Source organism: Bacillus mojavensis, from assembly GCF_012648005.1.
Classification (GTDB): Bacteria; Bacillota; Bacilli; order Bacillales; family Bacillaceae; genus Bacillus; species Bacillus mojavensis.
The window spans coordinates 1,303,366-1,321,236 of record NZ_CP051464.1 but is presented as its reverse complement, the minus strand read 5'-3'; the positions used below and the strand labels follow the sequence as shown (position 1 = coordinate 1,321,236).

General features: G+C 45.6%; 16 protein-coding genes. 3 read left to right on the top strand and 13 right to left on the bottom strand.

Annotated elements, in window-relative coordinates; translation table 11 throughout:
• Positions 1-37: 37 nt before the first annotated feature.
• The 13 genes from HC660_RS06830 to HC660_RS06770 all read right to left on the bottom strand — a co-directional run bounded on the left by HC660_RS06830 (position 38) and on the right by HC660_RS06770 (position 15,121).
• Positions 38-1,531: a UxaA family hydrolase gene (locus tag HC660_RS06830; RefSeq protein ID WP_168747489.1), complete on the bottom strand. Its 1,494-nt coding sequence runs from the start codon at positions 1,529-1,531 to the stop codon at positions 38-40.
• Entirely contained in the window at positions 1,528-2,967 is a 1,440-nt protein-coding gene (locus tag HC660_RS06825) for a tagaturonate reductase (protein WP_168747488.1), read from the bottom strand. The genes HC660_RS06830 and HC660_RS06825 overlap by 4 nt, the downstream gene beginning before the upstream one ends.
• 78 nt (positions 2,968-3,045) lie before the next feature.
• Positions 3,046-4,047, bottom strand: coding sequence for a LacI family DNA-binding transcriptional regulator (locus tag HC660_RS06820; protein WP_168747487.1), 1,002 nt, complete (start codon positions 4,045-4,047; stop codon positions 3,046-3,048).
• An 87-nt stretch (positions 4,048-4,134) separates the two neighbouring features.
• The gene (locus HC660_RS06815; protein ID WP_168747486.1) at positions 4,135-5,403 is read right to left on the bottom strand and encodes an MFS transporter; all 1,269 of its coding nucleotides are present in this window, start codon (positions 5,401-5,403) and stop codon (positions 4,135-4,137) included.
• 45 nt (positions 5,404-5,448) lie between these two features.
• Positions 5,449-6,285, bottom strand: coding sequence for an SDR family oxidoreductase (locus HC660_RS06810; protein ID WP_168747485.1), 837 nt, complete (start codon positions 6,283-6,285; stop codon positions 5,449-5,451).
• Positions 6,282-7,361 (bottom strand): mannonate dehydratase, encoded by a 1,080-nt coding sequence (gene uxuA, locus HC660_RS06805; RefSeq protein WP_168747484.1) that lies wholly within the window; start codon positions 7,359-7,361, stop codon positions 6,282-6,284. Before uxuA ends, HC660_RS06810 begins: the two co-directional genes overlap by 4 nt.
• Before the next feature lie 23 nt (positions 7,362-7,384).
• Entirely contained in the window at positions 7,385-8,404 is a 1,020-nt protein-coding gene (locus HC660_RS06800; protein WP_168747483.1) for a zinc-binding alcohol dehydrogenase family protein, read from the bottom strand.
• 4 nt (positions 8,405-8,408) lie between these two features.
• The gene (gene allD / locus HC660_RS06795) at positions 8,409-9,422 is read right to left on the bottom strand and encodes an ureidoglycolate dehydrogenase (RefSeq protein WP_168747482.1); all 1,014 of its coding nucleotides are present in this window, start codon (positions 9,420-9,422) and stop codon (positions 8,409-8,411) included.
• A 100-nt stretch (positions 9,423-9,522) separates the two neighbouring features.
• Complete coding sequence (locus tag HC660_RS06790) at positions 9,523-10,902, bottom strand: MFS transporter (RefSeq protein ID WP_168747481.1); 1,380 nt, start codon at positions 10,900-10,902, stop codon at positions 9,523-9,525.
• A gap of 78 nt (positions 10,903-10,980) precedes the next feature.
• On the bottom strand, positions 10,981-12,402 hold the full coding sequence (uxaC, locus tag HC660_RS06785; RefSeq protein WP_168747480.1) for a glucuronate isomerase: 1,422 nt from the start codon (positions 12,400-12,402) through the stop codon (positions 10,981-10,983).
• A 197-nt stretch (positions 12,403-12,599) separates the two neighbouring features.
• Positions 12,600-13,778 carry an NAD(P)/FAD-dependent oxidoreductase gene (locus tag HC660_RS06780; RefSeq protein ID WP_010333868.1) on the bottom strand — a complete coding sequence of 393 codons (1,179 nt, stop codon included), beginning with the start codon at positions 13,776-13,778 and terminating at the stop codon, positions 12,600-12,602.
• A gap of 39 nt (positions 13,779-13,817) precedes the next feature.
• Positions 13,818-14,234, bottom strand: a complete 417-nt coding sequence (locus HC660_RS06775; protein ID WP_010333866.1) for a helical membrane plugin domain-containing protein — start codon at positions 14,232-14,234, stop codon at positions 13,818-13,820.
• Positions 14,235-14,590: 356 nt separating this feature from the next.
• Complete coding sequence (locus tag HC660_RS06770) at positions 14,591-15,121, bottom strand: cupin domain-containing protein (protein ID WP_425321652.1); 531 nt, start codon at positions 15,119-15,121, stop codon at positions 14,591-14,593.
• A 128-nt stretch (positions 15,122-15,249) separates the two neighbouring features.
• Between HC660_RS06770 and HC660_RS06765 the strand changes: the two genes are divergently transcribed.
• From HC660_RS06765 to HC660_RS06755, 3 genes are all read left to right on the top strand, one after another.
• Positions 15,250-16,221: a DMT family transporter gene (locus HC660_RS06765; RefSeq protein WP_010333864.1), complete on the top strand. Its 972-nt coding sequence runs from the start codon at positions 15,250-15,252 to the stop codon at positions 16,219-16,221.
• A gap of 122 nt (positions 16,222-16,343) precedes the next feature.
• The gene (locus HC660_RS06760; protein WP_168747478.1) at positions 16,344-17,096 is read left to right on the top strand and encodes an ABC transporter ATP-binding protein; all 753 of its coding nucleotides are present in this window, start codon (positions 16,344-16,346) and stop codon (positions 17,094-17,096) included.
• Positions 17,096-17,848: an ABC transporter permease gene (locus HC660_RS06755; RefSeq protein WP_168747477.1), complete on the top strand. Its 753-nt coding sequence runs from the start codon at positions 17,096-17,098 to the stop codon at positions 17,846-17,848. Before HC660_RS06760 ends, HC660_RS06755 begins: the two co-directional genes overlap by 1 nt.
• Positions 17,849-17,871 lie beyond the last annotated feature (23 nt).

The window sequence follows — 17,871 nt, the reverse complement described above, 5'->3', positions numbered from 1 at the left end:
TCAAGAAAGGCTATCCTTTACAGGATAGCCTTTCTTGTTATAGCGTCACACCCGATTTAAAAATAGCAAGCTCTCTGAAGTCATTTTTTTCGTGATTCACAAGCTCTCCGTTTGCAACCTTCGTGATATAATCGATAAACTCTCGAAGCACAAATTCGTCATGAACATCATCCTCTGCTAAGAGACCTGCGTTAAAATCAATCCAGTGCGGCTTCGTCTCGTACAGCTGTGTATTCGTCGCCACCTTTACTGTTGGAACAAAAGTGCCGAACGGCGTACCTCGCCCAGTTGTAAACAGGACAATGTGGCAGCCCGCCGCAGCCAATGCGGAGGAAGCGATTAAATCATTGCCAGGCGCGCTCAAAAGCGTCAGTCCGTTTGTCTTAAGCACTTCTCCGTATTTTAATACATCTGAGACAGGAGAAATCCCCGCTTTTTGCGTGCAGCCCAGCGATTTATCCTCAAGGGTGGAAATGCCGCCTGCTTTGTTGCCTGGCGAAGGGTTTTCGTACACCGGCTGATCATGCTGAATAAAATATTGTTTAAAATCATTGATTAAATCGACAATCTTATGGAATACCTCTTCATTGGCAGCCCGCTGCATCAGCAGCGTTTCCGCACCGAACATCTCCGGTACCTCCGTCAGAACCGTGCTGCCCCCTTGCGCGATGATATAATCAGAAAACCGTCCGAGCAATGGGTTCGCTGTGATGCCGGAAAAACCGTCAGATCCCCCGCATTTCAACCCTATTTTCAGTTCAGAAAGCGGGATGTCTTCCCGTTTATCCCCTTTGGCGGCTTCATGGATGTCCTTCAGCAATGCGACACCTGCCTCCATTTCGTCTGTCACCGACTGGGATTCGAGAAACTTCACCCGATCCTTGTTGACATCCTGAAGCGCTTTTTTCATTGATGCCAGCTCGTTATTTTCACAGCCGAGCCCCAGCACCAAGACACCGCCGGCATTTGGATGGCGAATGGCGTTCAGCAGGATTTGCCTAGTATTTTCATGATCATCGCCAAGCTGTGAGCATCCGTATTGATGTTTTAACACTAACACATTGTCAAACGGGGCAATATCTCCCGTTTCTCTGACAAACCGTTGAAGCATTTTTTCGGCAATTCCATTGACACAGCCGACGGTTGGCACGATCCACAATTCATTGCGGACACCGGCATTTCCGTTTTCTCTTCTATATCCTTTAAATGTCCGGTTCTCATGCGTGTATGGATTTTTTTCAAATCTCGGTGTATAACTGTACGTTTGAATATCAGATAAATTTGTTTTTGTATTATGAACATGAATATGCTCTCCAATAAAAATATCTTTTAACGCATGCCCGATCGGAAACCCGTATTTGATGATGCTGTCATTTTCCTTTATATGCTGCAATGCAATCTTATGGCCTCTTTTAATATCATCTTTTACTTCAATCATCACGCCGCCCGCATTCAGCCGCTCTCCCTTCTGAATATCACGCAGAGCAAGCAAAACATTATCCTGTCTATGAATCTTTATAAATGATTTCACAGCACTTTCCCCCTTTGCAGACAGCATTGTTCAAGAGCCCGCTCCATTCCCAGTTCATGAATATGATTCAAGTACTCAGCGACTCTCTCAGTCAGCTTCGGAATCTCATTCAGATTTGCTCCCCACAGCCATTGTTCTCCTAATAAGGCTGAAGCGATACGGAGCATATCTCCGGTCTCCTGATTCCAAACCTCTTGGAAAAATCGAAGAACAGCCGGGTCATCCTGCATTTCCCTATTTCGATAACTATACAGAAGCGCGCTGAATGAAAACACTAAACGTGCAGGAAGCTGTCCCTTCTGTTCAACATATTCCTGAAGGGTCGGCAGGTTTCTCGTTTTGAATTTCGACACTGAATTCAGTGCGATGCTTTCTACATAATGTTTGATGTACGGGTTTTTAAAGCGATTCAGCACATCCTCCGCATATTGAGTAAGCCCTTCCATTTTCAAAACAGGAAGTATTTCATCATGAATCAGTTCCTCAACAAAGCGCCCCACTGCCGGATGTTCAACTGAATCACGCACCGTTTTCAAACCGTATAAAGAAGCCACTGGCGTCATTGCCGTATGCGCGCCATTTAAAATTCTCACTTTTTTCGTCCGATATGGGGTCAGATCACTGACAATCTTTGTATGGAGACCGGCTGCCGCAAAGGGCAATTCTTCTTCAATCCAATTCGGCCCTTCAATCACCCATAAATAATACTGTTCTCCCACAACAACCAATTCATCTTGATAGCCTAATTCCCCAGTGATCTCATCAATGCTGTCTACAGGATAACCGGGAACAATGCGGTCTACTAAACTATGACAAAACGTGTTGGCGTTCTGAATCCATTGCGTAAACCCCTCTTCCAGCTCCCATAGATCAGCATAATGCAGAACCGCTTCCTTTAGCTTTTGTCCGTTATTTTCAATCAGCTCACATGGAATCAAGACACACCCTTTTGTCTCGTCTCCGGCAAAAGCCTGGTAGCGAAAGTACAGAAAAGCTGTTAATTTCCCTGGAAATGTTTTTTGCGGCCTATCCTCTAAGCGGTCTTCTTTCTCACAAACAATACCAGCTTCGGTCGTATTAGAAATGATAAAACGCAGCTCTTCGCTTGAAGCCAGCTTTTTGAACTCGTCATAGTCGGAAAACAGATCAATCCCGCGGCTGATTGAATTGATAATCGTCTTTTCGTTTACCGCTTCCCCATCCTTCATTCCCTGTAAAAAAAGAGTATATAAGCCATCCTGGTCATTTAATCTATTGATTTTCTCTGAGCCTCTCGGCTGTACAACTGCGACACTTCCATTGAAATCAGTATGCCGATTCAATTGTTCAATTTGCCAATCGACAAACGCCCGCAGAAAATTCCCTTCCCCAAATTGGAGAATTCTTTCTGGATACTGTGTATAGCCTTCGTACAATTTTTTATTCAGCTTTTGCACCGTCATTGCCTCCCTTTCAGATTTATGCACACGTTAACATTTTTCTGTATAAAGAATGCCCGCTGGAAAAACGGGGCATCATGTCGTGACATTTTTTACAGAGTCACGCACCATAAACTCTGTGTTTTCAAAGATTTTTTCTGCTTTTGTATCAGGTGTGCTGATCAGCGCCAATAATTTTTTTGCACCGAGCACGCTGATTTTCTCGACAGGACGTTTCACTGTAGAAAGCCTTGGCGTAATATATTGCGAAAAACCAATATCATCAAATCCGATGACAGATATATCATCAGGCACGCGCATCCCCTTGGCAAATATGGCATTCAATGCTCCGATCGCCATGTCATCATTCGAACAAAAGACAGCGGTTGGCGTGTTCGGAAGCGCCAGCAAACGTTCCATCGCCTGAAAGCCGCTCTCCATATCGTATTGCCCTTTTACACTGTATTCATGTTTAATTGGGATATGATGGCGAATCAGCGCCGCTAAGTAGCCTTCCTTTCGTTGCTGAGAGGATTTAAATCCTTCGATTCCCTCAATGATTGCGATGTCCTGATGTCCGTTTTTAATCAAGTATTCTACAGCTTCCTGAGAACCTTCCTTGTCATTGGACAATATGTTGGTAATGCTCCTGTCATCGATATCCCGGTTCAGCACGACGAGCGGGATCTTTTTTTCCTGAATATGATAAATAAAAGAATTATCAATATCACTTTGACTCATTAAAATAATGCCGTCATATCTCATTGGTGTTACAGAATCATAGCTTTTTAGATCATCAATGCCGCGCACATACAGGTTGTACTCCTCGCTGATCGCCTGGTTTACGCCTTTTATGGTATCAGCGAAAAAACTGTGTGAGGTTCCGTTTGTGATGCTTGTAAAGAAAAGCCCGATCGTATGGGATTTTTGCATTGCAAGGCTTTTCGCATTCACATTCGGTGTATAGTTGAGCTGGGATGCAAGCTCCAATATTTTTTTCTTCGTGTGTTCTTTAATATAAGGGCTGTTATTGAGTGCTCTGGAAACGGTTGTATGGGATACGTTTGCAAGTTTTGCGATATCTTTAATGGTTACCATCTATTTCCCTTCCTTATCATACCGGCTGCGATTAGTTATTACATATTGTATCATCAAACACACCGCCTCTCCCACCATATTTCCAGATTAATAAGAAACCGTATCATCAGCATGCGTTCCGGCAGTGCTGCTGATGATCGGCCGCACAAAACGGATGACAGCCAGCGAAGCGAATACGGCCAGCCCTCCGGCAAGTAAAAATGCGCCAGAAAAAGTACCTGTCCGGTCAACAATAAAGCCAGTCAAAGCGGGACCGATGATGCCTGCGGTGTTGGCGAGAAAATGCATAAATCCGCCAACAGAACCGACATTCTTTTGATCGACTACATCCTGAATAACAGCCCAGTAGATCGCACCCGTCAAATATAAAAAGAAGACGGACAGAGCCACGAGCGTAACAGCGCTTACAGTTGTGGTGACAAGCCCAGCCAAACCAATCAATACCGCGGAAGAAAACAAACATGTGACGAGCACGACTTTACGCGAAAACAGCACGCCTTTCTGGACTGTTTTTTTGTATACATAATCAGAAACAAATCCCCCGGCTGCCAGGCCGATAAATCCTAAAATCCACGGAATGACTGTAATGACACTCATTGACCCAACACTTAATCCCCGCTCCTCGACAAGATAGCTCGGAAACCACGTCAAAAAGAAGAAAAGGATGTAGTTGTAAGCGAAAAAAGCAAACGCCGTGAACAGAACTGTTTTTTGTTTCAGATAAAAGGTCAGCGGAATTTTTTCCTCGGAAGCGGCTTCTACTTTCATCGCAGGTGCATTGCCCATTGGCTCAGCCGGCTTTTCTTTTACGAATTTTAACCAGAGCAATGCCCAAATCAATCCGATGATCATGATCAGAACGAAGGAAACCTTCCAGCTGAATGCAACGGCGATCATGCCGACAATTGGGCCGGAAATGGCTCCGCCAAGGGGCGTTCCGCTATTTGTGACTCCGACAACAGACGCCCGCTGAGTCGGCGGGAACCAGTTATTGACCATTTTATTGATGGTCGCCGAAAGCGGCCCTTCCCCCATTCCAAACAAAATTCGTATGATCAGCAGGCTGACAAAGCCAAAAGCCAAAGCAACTGCTCCGCTGAATAGCGACCAAACGACCATGGCCACAAATAAGGTCAGTTTTGCTCCATAGCGGTCAGATGCCACACCGCCAAGAAAATTAAAAACGGCATATCCAATCGAAAAACTGCTGAAAATCAAGCCCATTTGTGTAGCGGACAGTGTGAGATCATCCTGGATGAATGGAGCTGCAATGGACAATGCCGAACGGTCTAGATAGTTAATTACACCAGCCAGGAACAAAAAAAGGATGACTGGAAGCTTATCTTTTGAAAACATCTCAACCTCACCCCTATGTTGGTTCAGTATCTGTAGCTGCTTTCGTCACACTCCTGAATAAGCCATAAACCCTCCATCGACAGGAACGGTAATGCCGGTGACAAAGCCTGAATAGGAATCATCCGCCAGCCAAAGAAGCGTGCCGAGCAGGTCCTCTGGTTTTCCAAAGCGCTTCATCGGTGTTCCCGCAATAATCTTTTTAGAGCGGTCTGTAAAGCTTCCATCCTTATTGATCAGCAGATCGTGATTTTGTTTTGTCAGAAAAAAGCCTGGTGCGATTGCGTTAACCCGCAGTCCGGTTTCCGCAAAATGAACAGCCAGCCACATTGTAAAGTTATTGATTGATGCCTTGGCCGCACTGTACGCCGGGACCTTCGTCATAGGTGAATAAGCACTCATTGATGAGATATTTACAATGGCCGGTGAGTCTGCCTTCAGCAGTTCCTTTCCAAACACTTGGGTAGCCAGAAATGCCCCAGTGAAGTTGGTTGAGAAAACAGTTGAAAATCCGTTTTCATCCATGTCAAAGAATGATTGCCCTTCTCCCTCGTCATCATATGTCTCCACATCAGTAATCGCAGCGGAATGATTTCCTCCTGCTCCGTTAATTAACAAATTGACAGCGCCAAATCGGCCAAGAATTTCAGTCTTCGCCTTCTCAAGCGACGTCCTGTTCAGCACATCAGCAGAAACGGAATATGCCGTACCGCCAGCTTCTGTAATGTCCCGCACAACCTCTTGGCCTGATTCAGATGACCGGTTCAGTATCGCCACCTTCATACCATGGCGGGCAAGCTCCCGGGCCATTGCCGAGCAGAGCACACCGCTACCGCCTGTGATAACAGCAACTTTACCTGCCAGCCGATGATGAAGAGGAATCATAATTCCACCTCTTTTTTCGCCATTGATTCGTACGCGTCCCACAGTCCGTTCAAATACATAATGCCTAAAGCGCGATCATATAAGCCGTAGCCTGGACGGCATTGCTCTCCCCAAATATGGCGACCGTGATCCGGCCTGACATATCCGTTGTAATCCTGCTTGTGCAGTTCTGCCATAACCCCTTGAATATTAATTGAACCGTCCTTTGTCAGATGAGATGTTTCAATAAAATCGCCATTTTCAAAGATCTTCACATTGCGGATGTGTGAAAATGGAGCGAGTCCGGCATATGTTTTAGCAATTTCCACCATGTCATTGGCGGGATTGGCTCCCATTGAACCGGTACATAAGGTGATGCAGTTAGAAGGTGAATCTGATATGGCCCGCAGCTTCTCATAGCTTGCCTCTCCTGTGATAATACGCGGCAATCCGAAAATCGGCCAAGGCGGGTCATCCGGATGAATGGCCATTTGAATGCCGTGCGCTTCAGCAACCGGCAGAATTTCCTTCAAAAAGAACGATAAATTGGTCCAGAGCTGTTCTTCATCGACCGCCCTGTAGGCCTCAAACAGTTCTTTGATCTGTGCCATTTTTTCTGGCTCCCACCCCGGGAGTGTCAGGTCAGACGCGTCTTCCACCGTCCGGATCAGCTCTTGAGGCTCCAAGCTCTCCACTTTGGCTTTCTCAAAAAACAGAGCGGTTGAGCCGTCTTCCAGCGGACGGAACATGTCGGTGCGCGTCCAGTCGAAAATCGGCATAAAATTGTAGCAAATCACTTTCACGCCAAAAGCAGACAGATTGCGGATGGTCTGCTTATAATGTTCAATGTACCGGCCGCGTTCTTCGCTGCCCAGTTTAATCGCTTCATGAACGTTTACGCTTTCGACAACCTCTGCATGAAAACCATGGGATTGTATATATTCCGTCTCGGCTTTGATTTCCTCTATTTCCCACACTTCTCCGACAGGTTTGTGATGGAGAGCCCAGACAATGCCTTTCACCCCGGGAATTTGTTTCACGTGTTCAAGTGTGACTGTATCGTTGCCTCGTCCATACCATCGAAATGTCATATTCATCCTGCACCTCCGGATTGAGCCTTTTAATCAAATGTGATCACTGCCTTCCGCACCTGATCAGGATGCTCCTTGATAAATTGAAACGCGTGATGGACATCATCAACTGAAAACGTATGGGTGACGAGCCCGTTATGCGCTAACCGGCCTTCATTCAGCAGCTTTACAACCTTCGGAAACTGATTTGTCTGGAGTCTTGAGCCGGTAATCGTGACTTCTTTTTTTGTAATGGGGAGCTGAGGAATATGTGACACTCTCTCATCAAATCCAAGCACCACCACACGCCCTGCCGGAGAAACGACATCAACAGAAAGCTCAAAAGTCGCAGGGAGACAGACTGCATCAATGACTACATTGGCTCCTTCACCTCCCGTCCATTCCCGAACCCGCTCAGCCGCATGTTCTGTTTGAACATTCACAACAGCGTCCGCACCGTTCTCAGTGGCAAATGCCAGCCGCTCATTATTTAAGTCGGTTATCATGACGGAAGCACCCGCAAGCTTTGCCATTTTTAACACACAGATGCCGATAGGCCCCGCTCCCTGAATCAGAACGCGATCGCCCTTTTCTACCTGTCCACGCCAAACGGCTTGGGCACCTATCGAATAAGGCTCGGCCATCACTGCCTCCTCCCAGGGCAGCTCTTTTGAAACGACGTGAAGCTGCTTTTCAGGAAGCACAACATATTCCCGCATCCCGCCATCTTCTTGAACGCCAAACACAGAAAGCTTCGCGCAAACATTCGGCCGGCCTTTACGGCAGGCATAACAGTTTCCGCAATAAGAAATCGGTTCAATCACAACATGGTCGCCGGCTTTCAGGCCTTTAACATTCGCACCAACCTCCTCCACCTCTCCCGTTACCTCGTGTCCGATTACTCTCGGAAGGGTCGCAAGCGGATTCGTGCCATGATAAATATGCATGTCAGAACCGCAAATTCCGACTCGTTTTACTTTGACGAGCACCTCATCAGCCTTTGAAAGAACAGGCTTTTTCATGTCTGCTGTCACCAAATCATACGCTTTTCGCACTTGAACCGCTTTCATTTTCTCACCTGCTTTTTAAAAATTCATACACGCTCCGAGCAATGGAAATCCCGTGCTTCCTGTTTCTTTCCTCATGCAGCTGCTCCAATTCGCCAGGCACATAGACGCGCTCGACTCCTCTAGCCGGAGGTGATTGCTGCAGTTCATCAAGCATGGCGTCCATCTGCTCTAAAAACATATCTTGTCCGGTAAAATAGGACGGATGGATCGCGCAAACATAATGTCCAAGCTTCCTATTTTGATCAAGATCGCCGTACATTTTAGCGATATGCGGCCCAAAAGCCGCCCCAGCCAGCAAGCCTGAAAATACATCCACCACAACAGATAGCCCGTAGCCTTTAGGACCGCCGAAGGTTGAAAGTGAGACGACCTTGTGAGGGTCTGTTACCATCTCTCCGTTTTCATCGACTCCCCACCCTTCTGGTATTTCTGTGCCCTCTTCACGCGCCTGCAGAATCTTTCCAAATGCCACTTTTGACGTCGCCATATCTAGGATAAACGGTTTTTTATGCTTTGCCGGCACCCCATAAGCAATTGGATTCGTGCCTAAAAAAGGAGACCTCCCGCCAAACGGGACTACAATACTGTCAGTATGAGACATAGCGATACCAATCAGTTTTTTCTCAGCCGCTTTTTGCACAAAATAACTTAACGCTCCGCAATGGCTGCTGTTTGTCGCAGTGACCATGCCAACACCATTTTTCATTGCCATTTCAATGGCATGAGCCATCGCCTTATCGGCAATCACATGGCCGAACCCATCATCACCGTCCAGCACTCCTGTCACCGGACCCGTTTCTTTAAAAACGGGACGCGCTTTTGGATTGATGCCTCCAGCCCTGAGCCTGTTCACATAATGTTCTGTTCGCAAAACACCATGAGAATTTACATTGCGTAAATCAGCGTGTACGAGCACGTCTGCTACTTTTTCGGCATCACGTTCATTCAAATTGGCGCCGATCAGCTTTTGCTGAACCAGTTCCTTCGCTTCTTCAGCGGAAATTGTTACCGTATTCAATAAAGAGCCTCCTTTCCTTCAGTTTCATCACTTAGCGAAAACCCTTACAAATTATTTTTACTTGCAAACTATTCAAAATATTCTATATAGGATTGTTTGATCAGTTTCTATGCTGAAGCTCCTCGACAATCTGGGCATGCTGCTGATCTGTTAGTTTATAAAGAAAACCGATAATAATCATAGCTAATGCCAAAGCAATGGCGGGATACAGAAGAAGAAGCGCTTTAATGCCGATCAGCGCCTGTGCCGTCTGGGCTACGTTCGGCATATACCCGACAAGTCCCAATCCGATCCCGGAGAGAAATCCAGACAATGACTGGGCAAGCTTCCGAGAGAAGTTAAAGAGGGAATACGTCGTTGCTTCTTTCCGCTCACCGGATTTCCACTCGCCATAGTCAATGATATCTGAGACAAGCGCCCACGTAATGCCATTGGGAATACTGATTCCGATAAACGCGATGCTTGCAAGGATGGTAAACACATATACATTTGAAGGAAGAATAAAGTTGATCAGGTCCGCGGCAACGCTGATGCCGAAACCGATCATTGCGGTTTGTTTCTTTCCAAACATCTTGACGAGCTTTGGCAGAAACACGACGCCCAAAAAGGAAGAACCAATAATGATAAAGTTCATATAAGCCATCAGTTCGACATTGCCTAGGTTATATTGTGCGAAGTATACGAGCATTGCGGATTTAATGTTGTATGCGGAAATCGAAAAAATGGTCATCAGGACAAGGGTTAACAGCGGTTTGTTCGTTATAAACGTTTTGACGACAGATGAAAATGTTAATTTCTCTTTTGGCGCTTCCGCAATAACAATACGTTCCTTGCAGTTGCGATAGCAAATATAAAACCAAAGCACACCGAGAACAGCAAACAATCCCATGACCACCGGGTAGCCTACCTTCGGGTTATCAAACTTGACGAGCAGCGGCATGACGGCCACGCTTGTGATAAACAAAGCCCCGAGTGAGCCGATTTGGCGAAAAGTAGAGATAGATGTCCGATCTTCGGTATTTTGAGTCATAGCTGCTCCTAATGAGCCGTAGGGAATGTTTACAAATGAATAGCCCACGCCCCACAGCATATAGGATGCATACGCATAAATCAGCTTGCCTGTCGTTGATACATTCGGGGACAGAAAAATAAGAACAGTAAGCACAGCAAGAACAATACTGCCGATTAATAAATAAGGCCTGAATTTCCCCCGCCTGCCGATATTTTTGCGATAATCAATTGATGAGCCGACAATCGGATCTGTAATCGCCGCAAACAGCTTGCTGACTAAAAAAATGCCCCCCGCCATTGCAGCCGGAATTCCCGCTACATCAGTGAAATACTTCAATAAATAAATCTGACCGAGATCAAACATAAAGCCGTTGCCAAAATCACCAAAACCATAGGAAATTTTCTCCTTCAGCGGTAGCCTCTTCTCCGTTTCAATCGACACAACCTTATTTTCCAGTTCTGCTCGCATCTTCCACCTCTGTGTCTTAAGAATTTTCGGTGAGATATCCGCTCAGTTTGACGCAGGGTATTCTGAGCGGAACCTCTTTTATACGTTTGCCTTTTCTTCTTGAAATTGAAAATATTGTTTCGCATTGTGATAGCAAATGCCTTGTACGATACCGCCAAGAAGCTCCATATCTTTCGGCACTTCACCGTTTTCAGCCCATTCGCCGATCAGATTGCAGACAATCCGTCTGAAGTACTCATGGCGTGTATACGACAAAAAGCTTCTGGAATCAGTCAGCATGCCGATAAAACGGCTGAAAAGCCCGACGTTTGATAACGCTTTCATTTGGTCGAGCATCCCATCCTTGGAATCGTTAAACCACCATGCTGTGCCGAATTGTATTTTCCCAGGCGTGATGCCGTCTTGAAAGCTATTGATCATGCTGGCAATGACATAGTTATCATTTGGATTGAGCGAATATAAAATCGTTTTCGGCAGCTGGTTTTTCATTTCGACGGAGTTCAGCAGCCTGTACAAAGGCTTCGCAATTTCTTCGTCATTCATAGAATCATAGCCTGTATCCGGTCCCAATTTCTTCATCATTTTCGTATTCGTATTTCTGAGTGCATTGATATGAAACTGCATCGCCCAGTCAAGCTCAGCATACAATCCGCAAAGAAATTGAAGCGTATATGTCTTGAATTTCTTCTCATCTTCGCAAGAAACCTGTTCCCCGTTTAATCTTGCGGTAAAAATGAGGCCCGCTTCCTCTTTGTCCGTTCCGGCATACACCATTGAATCAATCGCATGATCAGATACTCTGCCGCCGACTGAATGGAAGAAACGCACTCGTTCTTCAAGAGCCTCCAAAAACTCATCATAGGTTGTAATCGACAGTGACGCAGCCCTTTCAAGCGCCTGCACCCAATCCGGGAAGCCTTCGCGATTGATTTCCAGCCCTTTATCCGGGCGAAATCCCGGCAGCACACTGACAGGAAAATCTTTTTCCTCTTTTAATAAGAGGTGGTATTTGAGAGAATCGACAGGGTCATCGGTTGTGCATACTACTTTCACATTGGATTTCACAATCAAATCCCTTGCCCCGAAGCCTTCTCCTTGGAGCAGTTCATTCGTCCGTTTCCATATAGCCGGCGCGGATTTCTCATTTAAAATCTCATAAATTCCAAAAAAACGCTGCAGCTCTAAATGAGTCCAATTGTAGAGCGGATTGCCGATCGCCATCGGCACGGTTTTCGCCCAAGCCATAAATTTCTCCTCATCAGTCGCATCGCCGGTAATGTATGACTCATCAATCCCATTGGCTCTCATGATGCGCCATTTGTAATGGTCTCCATACAGCCAGGCTTCTGTGATGTTTTGAAATCTCTTATTCTCATAGATTTCTTTCGGGCTTAAGTGGCAGTGGTAATCAATAATCGGCATGTCTTTCGCATAATGATGATAAAGTTTGACAGCGGTTTCATTTTTCAGCAAAAAATTTTCGCCCATAAAGGGTTCCATGTCCTCACCGTCTTTCATTCTATTTCAAAATGTTAACGTTAACATTTTGATATGGTTTTATTTTACCTTTATATTCCTCTGGGATCAATCTCTTTTTTGAAAATGAAATGTTAACGTTAGCAAACTAAATAAAAAAGACATTGCCGGAAAGCATCCCAAAAGGAACGCTTTGGCAATGTCTGAACCACAACAAAGGATTAGTAAGCCAGGCTGAATAGTCCTTTAATGTGTGTTAAGTAGCGAACGTTACTTGCTTCTTTCATCAAGGAAGCAGGAAGACCTTTAAGCGGTGTAGAATTAGCACCAATGATGGCAACCGCATCTTTGCGTCCAAGACTTGCAAGTGTACCAGAGTTTACTGGCTGGAATGTTTCAAGTGTTTTTCCTTCTAAGTAAGCGAATAGGTTGTAACCGATCAGCTCACCCATTTGCCATGCGATTTGTGCAGTTGGCGGATATGGACGGCCGTCTGGACCAAAGTAAACTGCGCTGTCTCCAGCAACGAATACATCCTCATGTGATGTAGATTGCAGGAAGTCATTTACTGTCGCACGTCCGCGGTTCACTTCAAGGCCTGATTCACCTACTAATGGGTTACCTTGTACGCCGCCAGTCCAAACAAATGTGTTGGCAACCACTTTTGATCCGTCTTTCAGATCAATTACGTTTCCTTCTACATTTGTAACAGGAAGGCCTGTTAAGAACTCAACGCCGCGTTTTTCAAGACTTGCAGTAGCACGTTCGATAAGATCATCCGGAAGAACAGGAAGGATTTTCGGACCTGCTTCAACCAGTTTCAATTTGATTTCTTTATGATCTACGCCGTATTTTTTCGCAAGGTTCGGCATGATGTCAGCAAGCTCACCGACAAGCTCAACGCCTGTTAAGCCGCCTCCGCCGATAAGGATTGTTGCATCTGCTTCGTTTTTCGTTTTAGAGTACTCACGCACACGGTCTTCAACATGTTTGAAGACTTTGTTCGCATCAGCAGCAGATTTAAGAACCATGCTGTTTTCTTCAAGTCCTGGGATGCCGAAGTAAGCAGTGACAGAACCAAGGCCTACTACTAGCGCATCGTAAGTTAATGTAGAACCGTCAGCAAGCGCAACCTCTTTTTTATCAACAGAGAAAGAGCTGACTTCCGCGATTTTAAGATCAATGTCTTTGCCTTTGAAAAGTTTTTCTAACGGCATTGCAACCGCTTTTTCAGACACGTTGCCTGCTGCAAGACGGTGTAATTCCGTAATGATTTGGTGAGTTGGGTATTTGTTTACCACTGTCACGCGTGCTTGTTCTTTTGTGTAGTGTTTGCGAACTGTTAAAGCAGAAAGAACACCGCCATAACCAGCGCCTAAAATGACAATATGTTTTGACATCGTATATCCTCCGTCCTTTATATCAATTTGAATCTGAGATTATTTTTGTTTTTCGTTCATGATTTCAAGGTAGCTGTTAGCAAAACGGAACAGCTTTTGAGCTTGAGGATCTTTCAGCATGCGCAACAGGCCGAAAAGTCCAATCGTTTCGTTGCTAGCATCCGCGCGGTCTTTCGCTTCGATTGCAGTCGCAGCCACTTCTTTTGCTGTTTCTTTTACAGGCTCAAGAATTTCAGTGATCGCACCGACTGTATCGCTTTTCAATACTTCGTCAGTCGCAACAGACTGAGCGAAATCATAAGACTTCGTTAAAATATTCACTAATTCAGTCAGCTTTGGAAGCTGGTCAACTAAAACAGTCAGTGATTCTTGAACTTCTGGCTTTAACAGCTGATCAATAAGATCTTGCTGGCTTTGGCTGACAGACGCATTTGTTTGATCGATTGTTTCTGGCATATCCAATTCTCCTTTACTATAAGCAGTATGCTGATTTTTTGGAAAGGGTAGTGCCTCTCCCTGATCTCATGTTTGAAAGCATGAGAAGAAGGATTGTGAATTCATGCACAATCATTCGCAAAAATAAATGTTTACTACCCAGTTTTTCATCTTGCCATATTCAGTATTATTTTTATCTCAAAAATAAACCATTGAATAAGTCAAAATCCTTTACTCTCTCTGAAAATAGCAAACATAAAAAACTCCAATTTGATTACCTTCTATATGATAACACTTTTTGAACAAAATTTGAACGTGAATTGCTTCGATTATGAAATTAATTTATATGGTGCCCGTGTCATAACATTTCTTCAGCACTAGTTATTGACAATCCAACAATTTTCTCCCCTGCGACTTACCCATATGTCCAATAGAGGTTCTCTTTTTCCTGTAACTGGATCCAATGCCGGAAGTACTGCTTGCTCTATATTCTCTATTGCAGCCGCTCTTTCATCCGGCTTTCCCGTCTTTATATCATACCGAGAACCTTCTGGATAAGCGCCGATCACGGTAAAATCCGGGCTCGCGCTTAGCTTTTTATGCCCGACGCCGGCTGGAATGACCGCTGCGTCGCCCGTTTTGATAGGAATAGCAGCTCCTTTTTCTCCCCCAAATTGAATAACAGCCTCCCCTCGGACTGTGATTAGGACTTCATGCGTATTGCTATGATAATGATGGTACGGAAAAACACTGCCCGACCAGCTGTTTAGCCAGCCATGCCGGTTGACGATCCGCTCTGCCAGTTCAGCACGTCCCATAAAAACATTTTTATAGATAACGAGCGGAAAATCAGGGTGATTTGGAATCCTTCCGTCATCCTGAAAAAAGTACGTTTCTGTTTCCATCATCTCGCCTCCCTATTTTTGTCTTCCACATCTATTGATCTGTAAAACATCATTATTTTCTCACAATTCCGTTGATCTGTATCATCCCGGGTAGTATAGTATAAAAAAATAATGCCAGAATGAGGGATTTGATGAAAGCGATTGTAATCGGAATATTGGCTTCTCTCTTTTTCGCCGTTACCTTTATTTTAAACAGGGCGATGGAATTATCCGGAGGCAGCTGGCTTTGGAGCGCCTCGTTACGCTTTATATTTATGGTTCCGTTTTTATGTCTGATTGTCATAATGAAAGGGAAGTTCGTTCCTCTTTTACAAGAAATGCGGAAAAAGCCGTTATTTTGGATAAAGTGGAGCTTTGTCGGCTTTGTGCTTTTTTATGCGCCAATCACGTTTGCCGCCGCATTCGGGCCGGGCTGGCTCGTAGCCGGAACATGGCAAATTACCATTGTAGCCGGTGTGCTGCTGTCTCCATTTTTCTATGAGAAAAAAGACACGCCTGGAGGCACTTTGCTCGTTCGGCAAAAGATTCCCCTTGTTTCACTGGGCACTTCCGTGGTCATTCTGATCGGAGCGGCACTGATACAGCTCCAGCATGCAGAATCGCTTTCCGGAAAAATGCTGCTCTTCAGCGTGCTGCCGGTTGTCATCGCGGCTTTCGCCTACCCGCTGGGAAACCGGAGAATGCTTGAGCAATACGGAGGCAGGCTTGATACATTTCAGCGCGTGCTGGGAATGACCCTTGCAAGCCTTCCATTCTGGCTTGTATTGGCAGCTTACGGCTGGTGGTCAGATGGCCTTCCGACAGCGGGGCAAACCGTTCAATCCTTTATCGTTGCCGTCAGCTCAGGCATCATTGCGACCGTTTTATTTTTCTGGGCAACGGATATGGTAAGGGATAACCCGCAAAAGCTCGCTGCTGTTGAAGCAACACAATCCGGGGAAGTGATATTCGCTTTGCTTGGTGAAATAATCCTGCTGTCAGGAGTTTTCCCTTCCATTTTATCGTTTACCGGCTTAATGATCATTATTGCCGGAATGGTGCTACATACCTTCGCTTCCCAACAAAAACCCAAAAAGAAAACGCAGTCAAATCTGACTGCATAGCAGCGGCTGGAGAATGGGCGAAAACCCGTTCTCCTTTCTTTTTTAACTCCTTCCAAAAGAGACCTGTTTCACGTTATATTTATGTAGAGTCTAAGCCCACTTAACTGAAAGGTGATATTTTAATGGAAGCAAACAATCAAAAAGACGATATACCAGCGATCTCATTCACATCTGTGCGAAAAAGCTATGAACAAGAGGGACAAACCTATGACGTATTGAAGGCTGTCACCGGAGACATTCAACAGGGAGCAATCGTGGCCGTTTTGGGCCCTTCCGGTTCAGGTAAAAGCACACTGCTGTCCATGTGTAATTTGATGAAAACACCGGATCACGGTGAAGTGAAGATTTACGGAAAGGAAGTCAGAGACTGGGATGTGAATAAACTAAGGCGGACGGCCGCACTCGCCTTTCAATCCGCTCCCGTCCTTGACGGAACGGTGCGTGACAATTTGAGTCTGGTACAGAAGCTGCATCAAACCCAGCTTTACTCTCCTGAAGAGCTCGCTTCACTGACAGGCCTGTCTCCAGAGCTGTTAGACAGGAGCGCCAAGGATTTATCCGGCGGACAGCTGCAAAGGCTCTCACTTGCCAGAACACTCGCAAACCCTTCCTCCATCCTATTATTGGACGAAATTACATCTGCCCTGGACCCTGTTTCTGCTCTGGAGATTGAAGAGCTAATCAAAAAGCAGCATCAAGAGAAAAAACTGACGGTGATGTGGGTGACCCATAACATGGAGCAGGCGAAACGAGTAGCCGATACCATTTGGTTTATGGCTGATGGCCGGCTGTTGGAAATCGCGGAGACAGACACATTTTTCTCGCGTCCTCAGCATGAAGCAGCCCGTGAATTTTTGAAGGGAGGCACACGGTAATGGATTACCTTTCTCTCTCATTAACCATGATCTTTGTGCTGATTGCCTTGTTTTTATCAAAATCCTTTAAAGCCGACGTTGAAAAAGATATGATAATCGCAACGATCCGGGCGGCGGTACAGCTGCTTGTGATCGGTTATGTGCTATCGCTGATATTTCATGGAGAACACCCTGTGTTTATCCTGCTGATGGTGCTGTTAATGCTGGGGGTGGCAGCCCAAAACGTCGTCAAAAGAAAGAAAATGAAAATCGGTTCTTTTTGGAGGGTGTTTCTGGCCTTAGCGATTGTAGAAATCGTCACCCAAGGCATTCTTCTGGCGCTTCACATCATCCCGCTTACCGCACGGTATGTCATCCCGATCAGCGGAATGGTCATCGGAAATTCAATGGTGCTCGCGAGCCTTTTTTTAAACCGGATCAACTCCGAGGTCGGGGTGCGCAAAGAAGAAATTCAATTGATTTTGTCGCTTGGGGGCACACCAAAACAATCCATACAGCACATCCTGACTTCCGCTATGAAAATGAGTATGATCCCAACGCTAGAAAGCCAGAAAACACTTGGCCTTGTCCAGCTTCCCGGCATGATGACCGGCCAAATCTTAGCGGGCGCCGATCCGATTCAGGCGGTTCGCTTTCAGCTTTTGATTGTTTTTACAACGATGGCGTCCGCTGCGCTGACATGTGTGATCTTAAGCGTGCTGACATACCCGTCATTATTCACCGCGCATCAGCAATTAAAGGAAAATGGATAACGACAAAGCCGCTTCCCATTTGG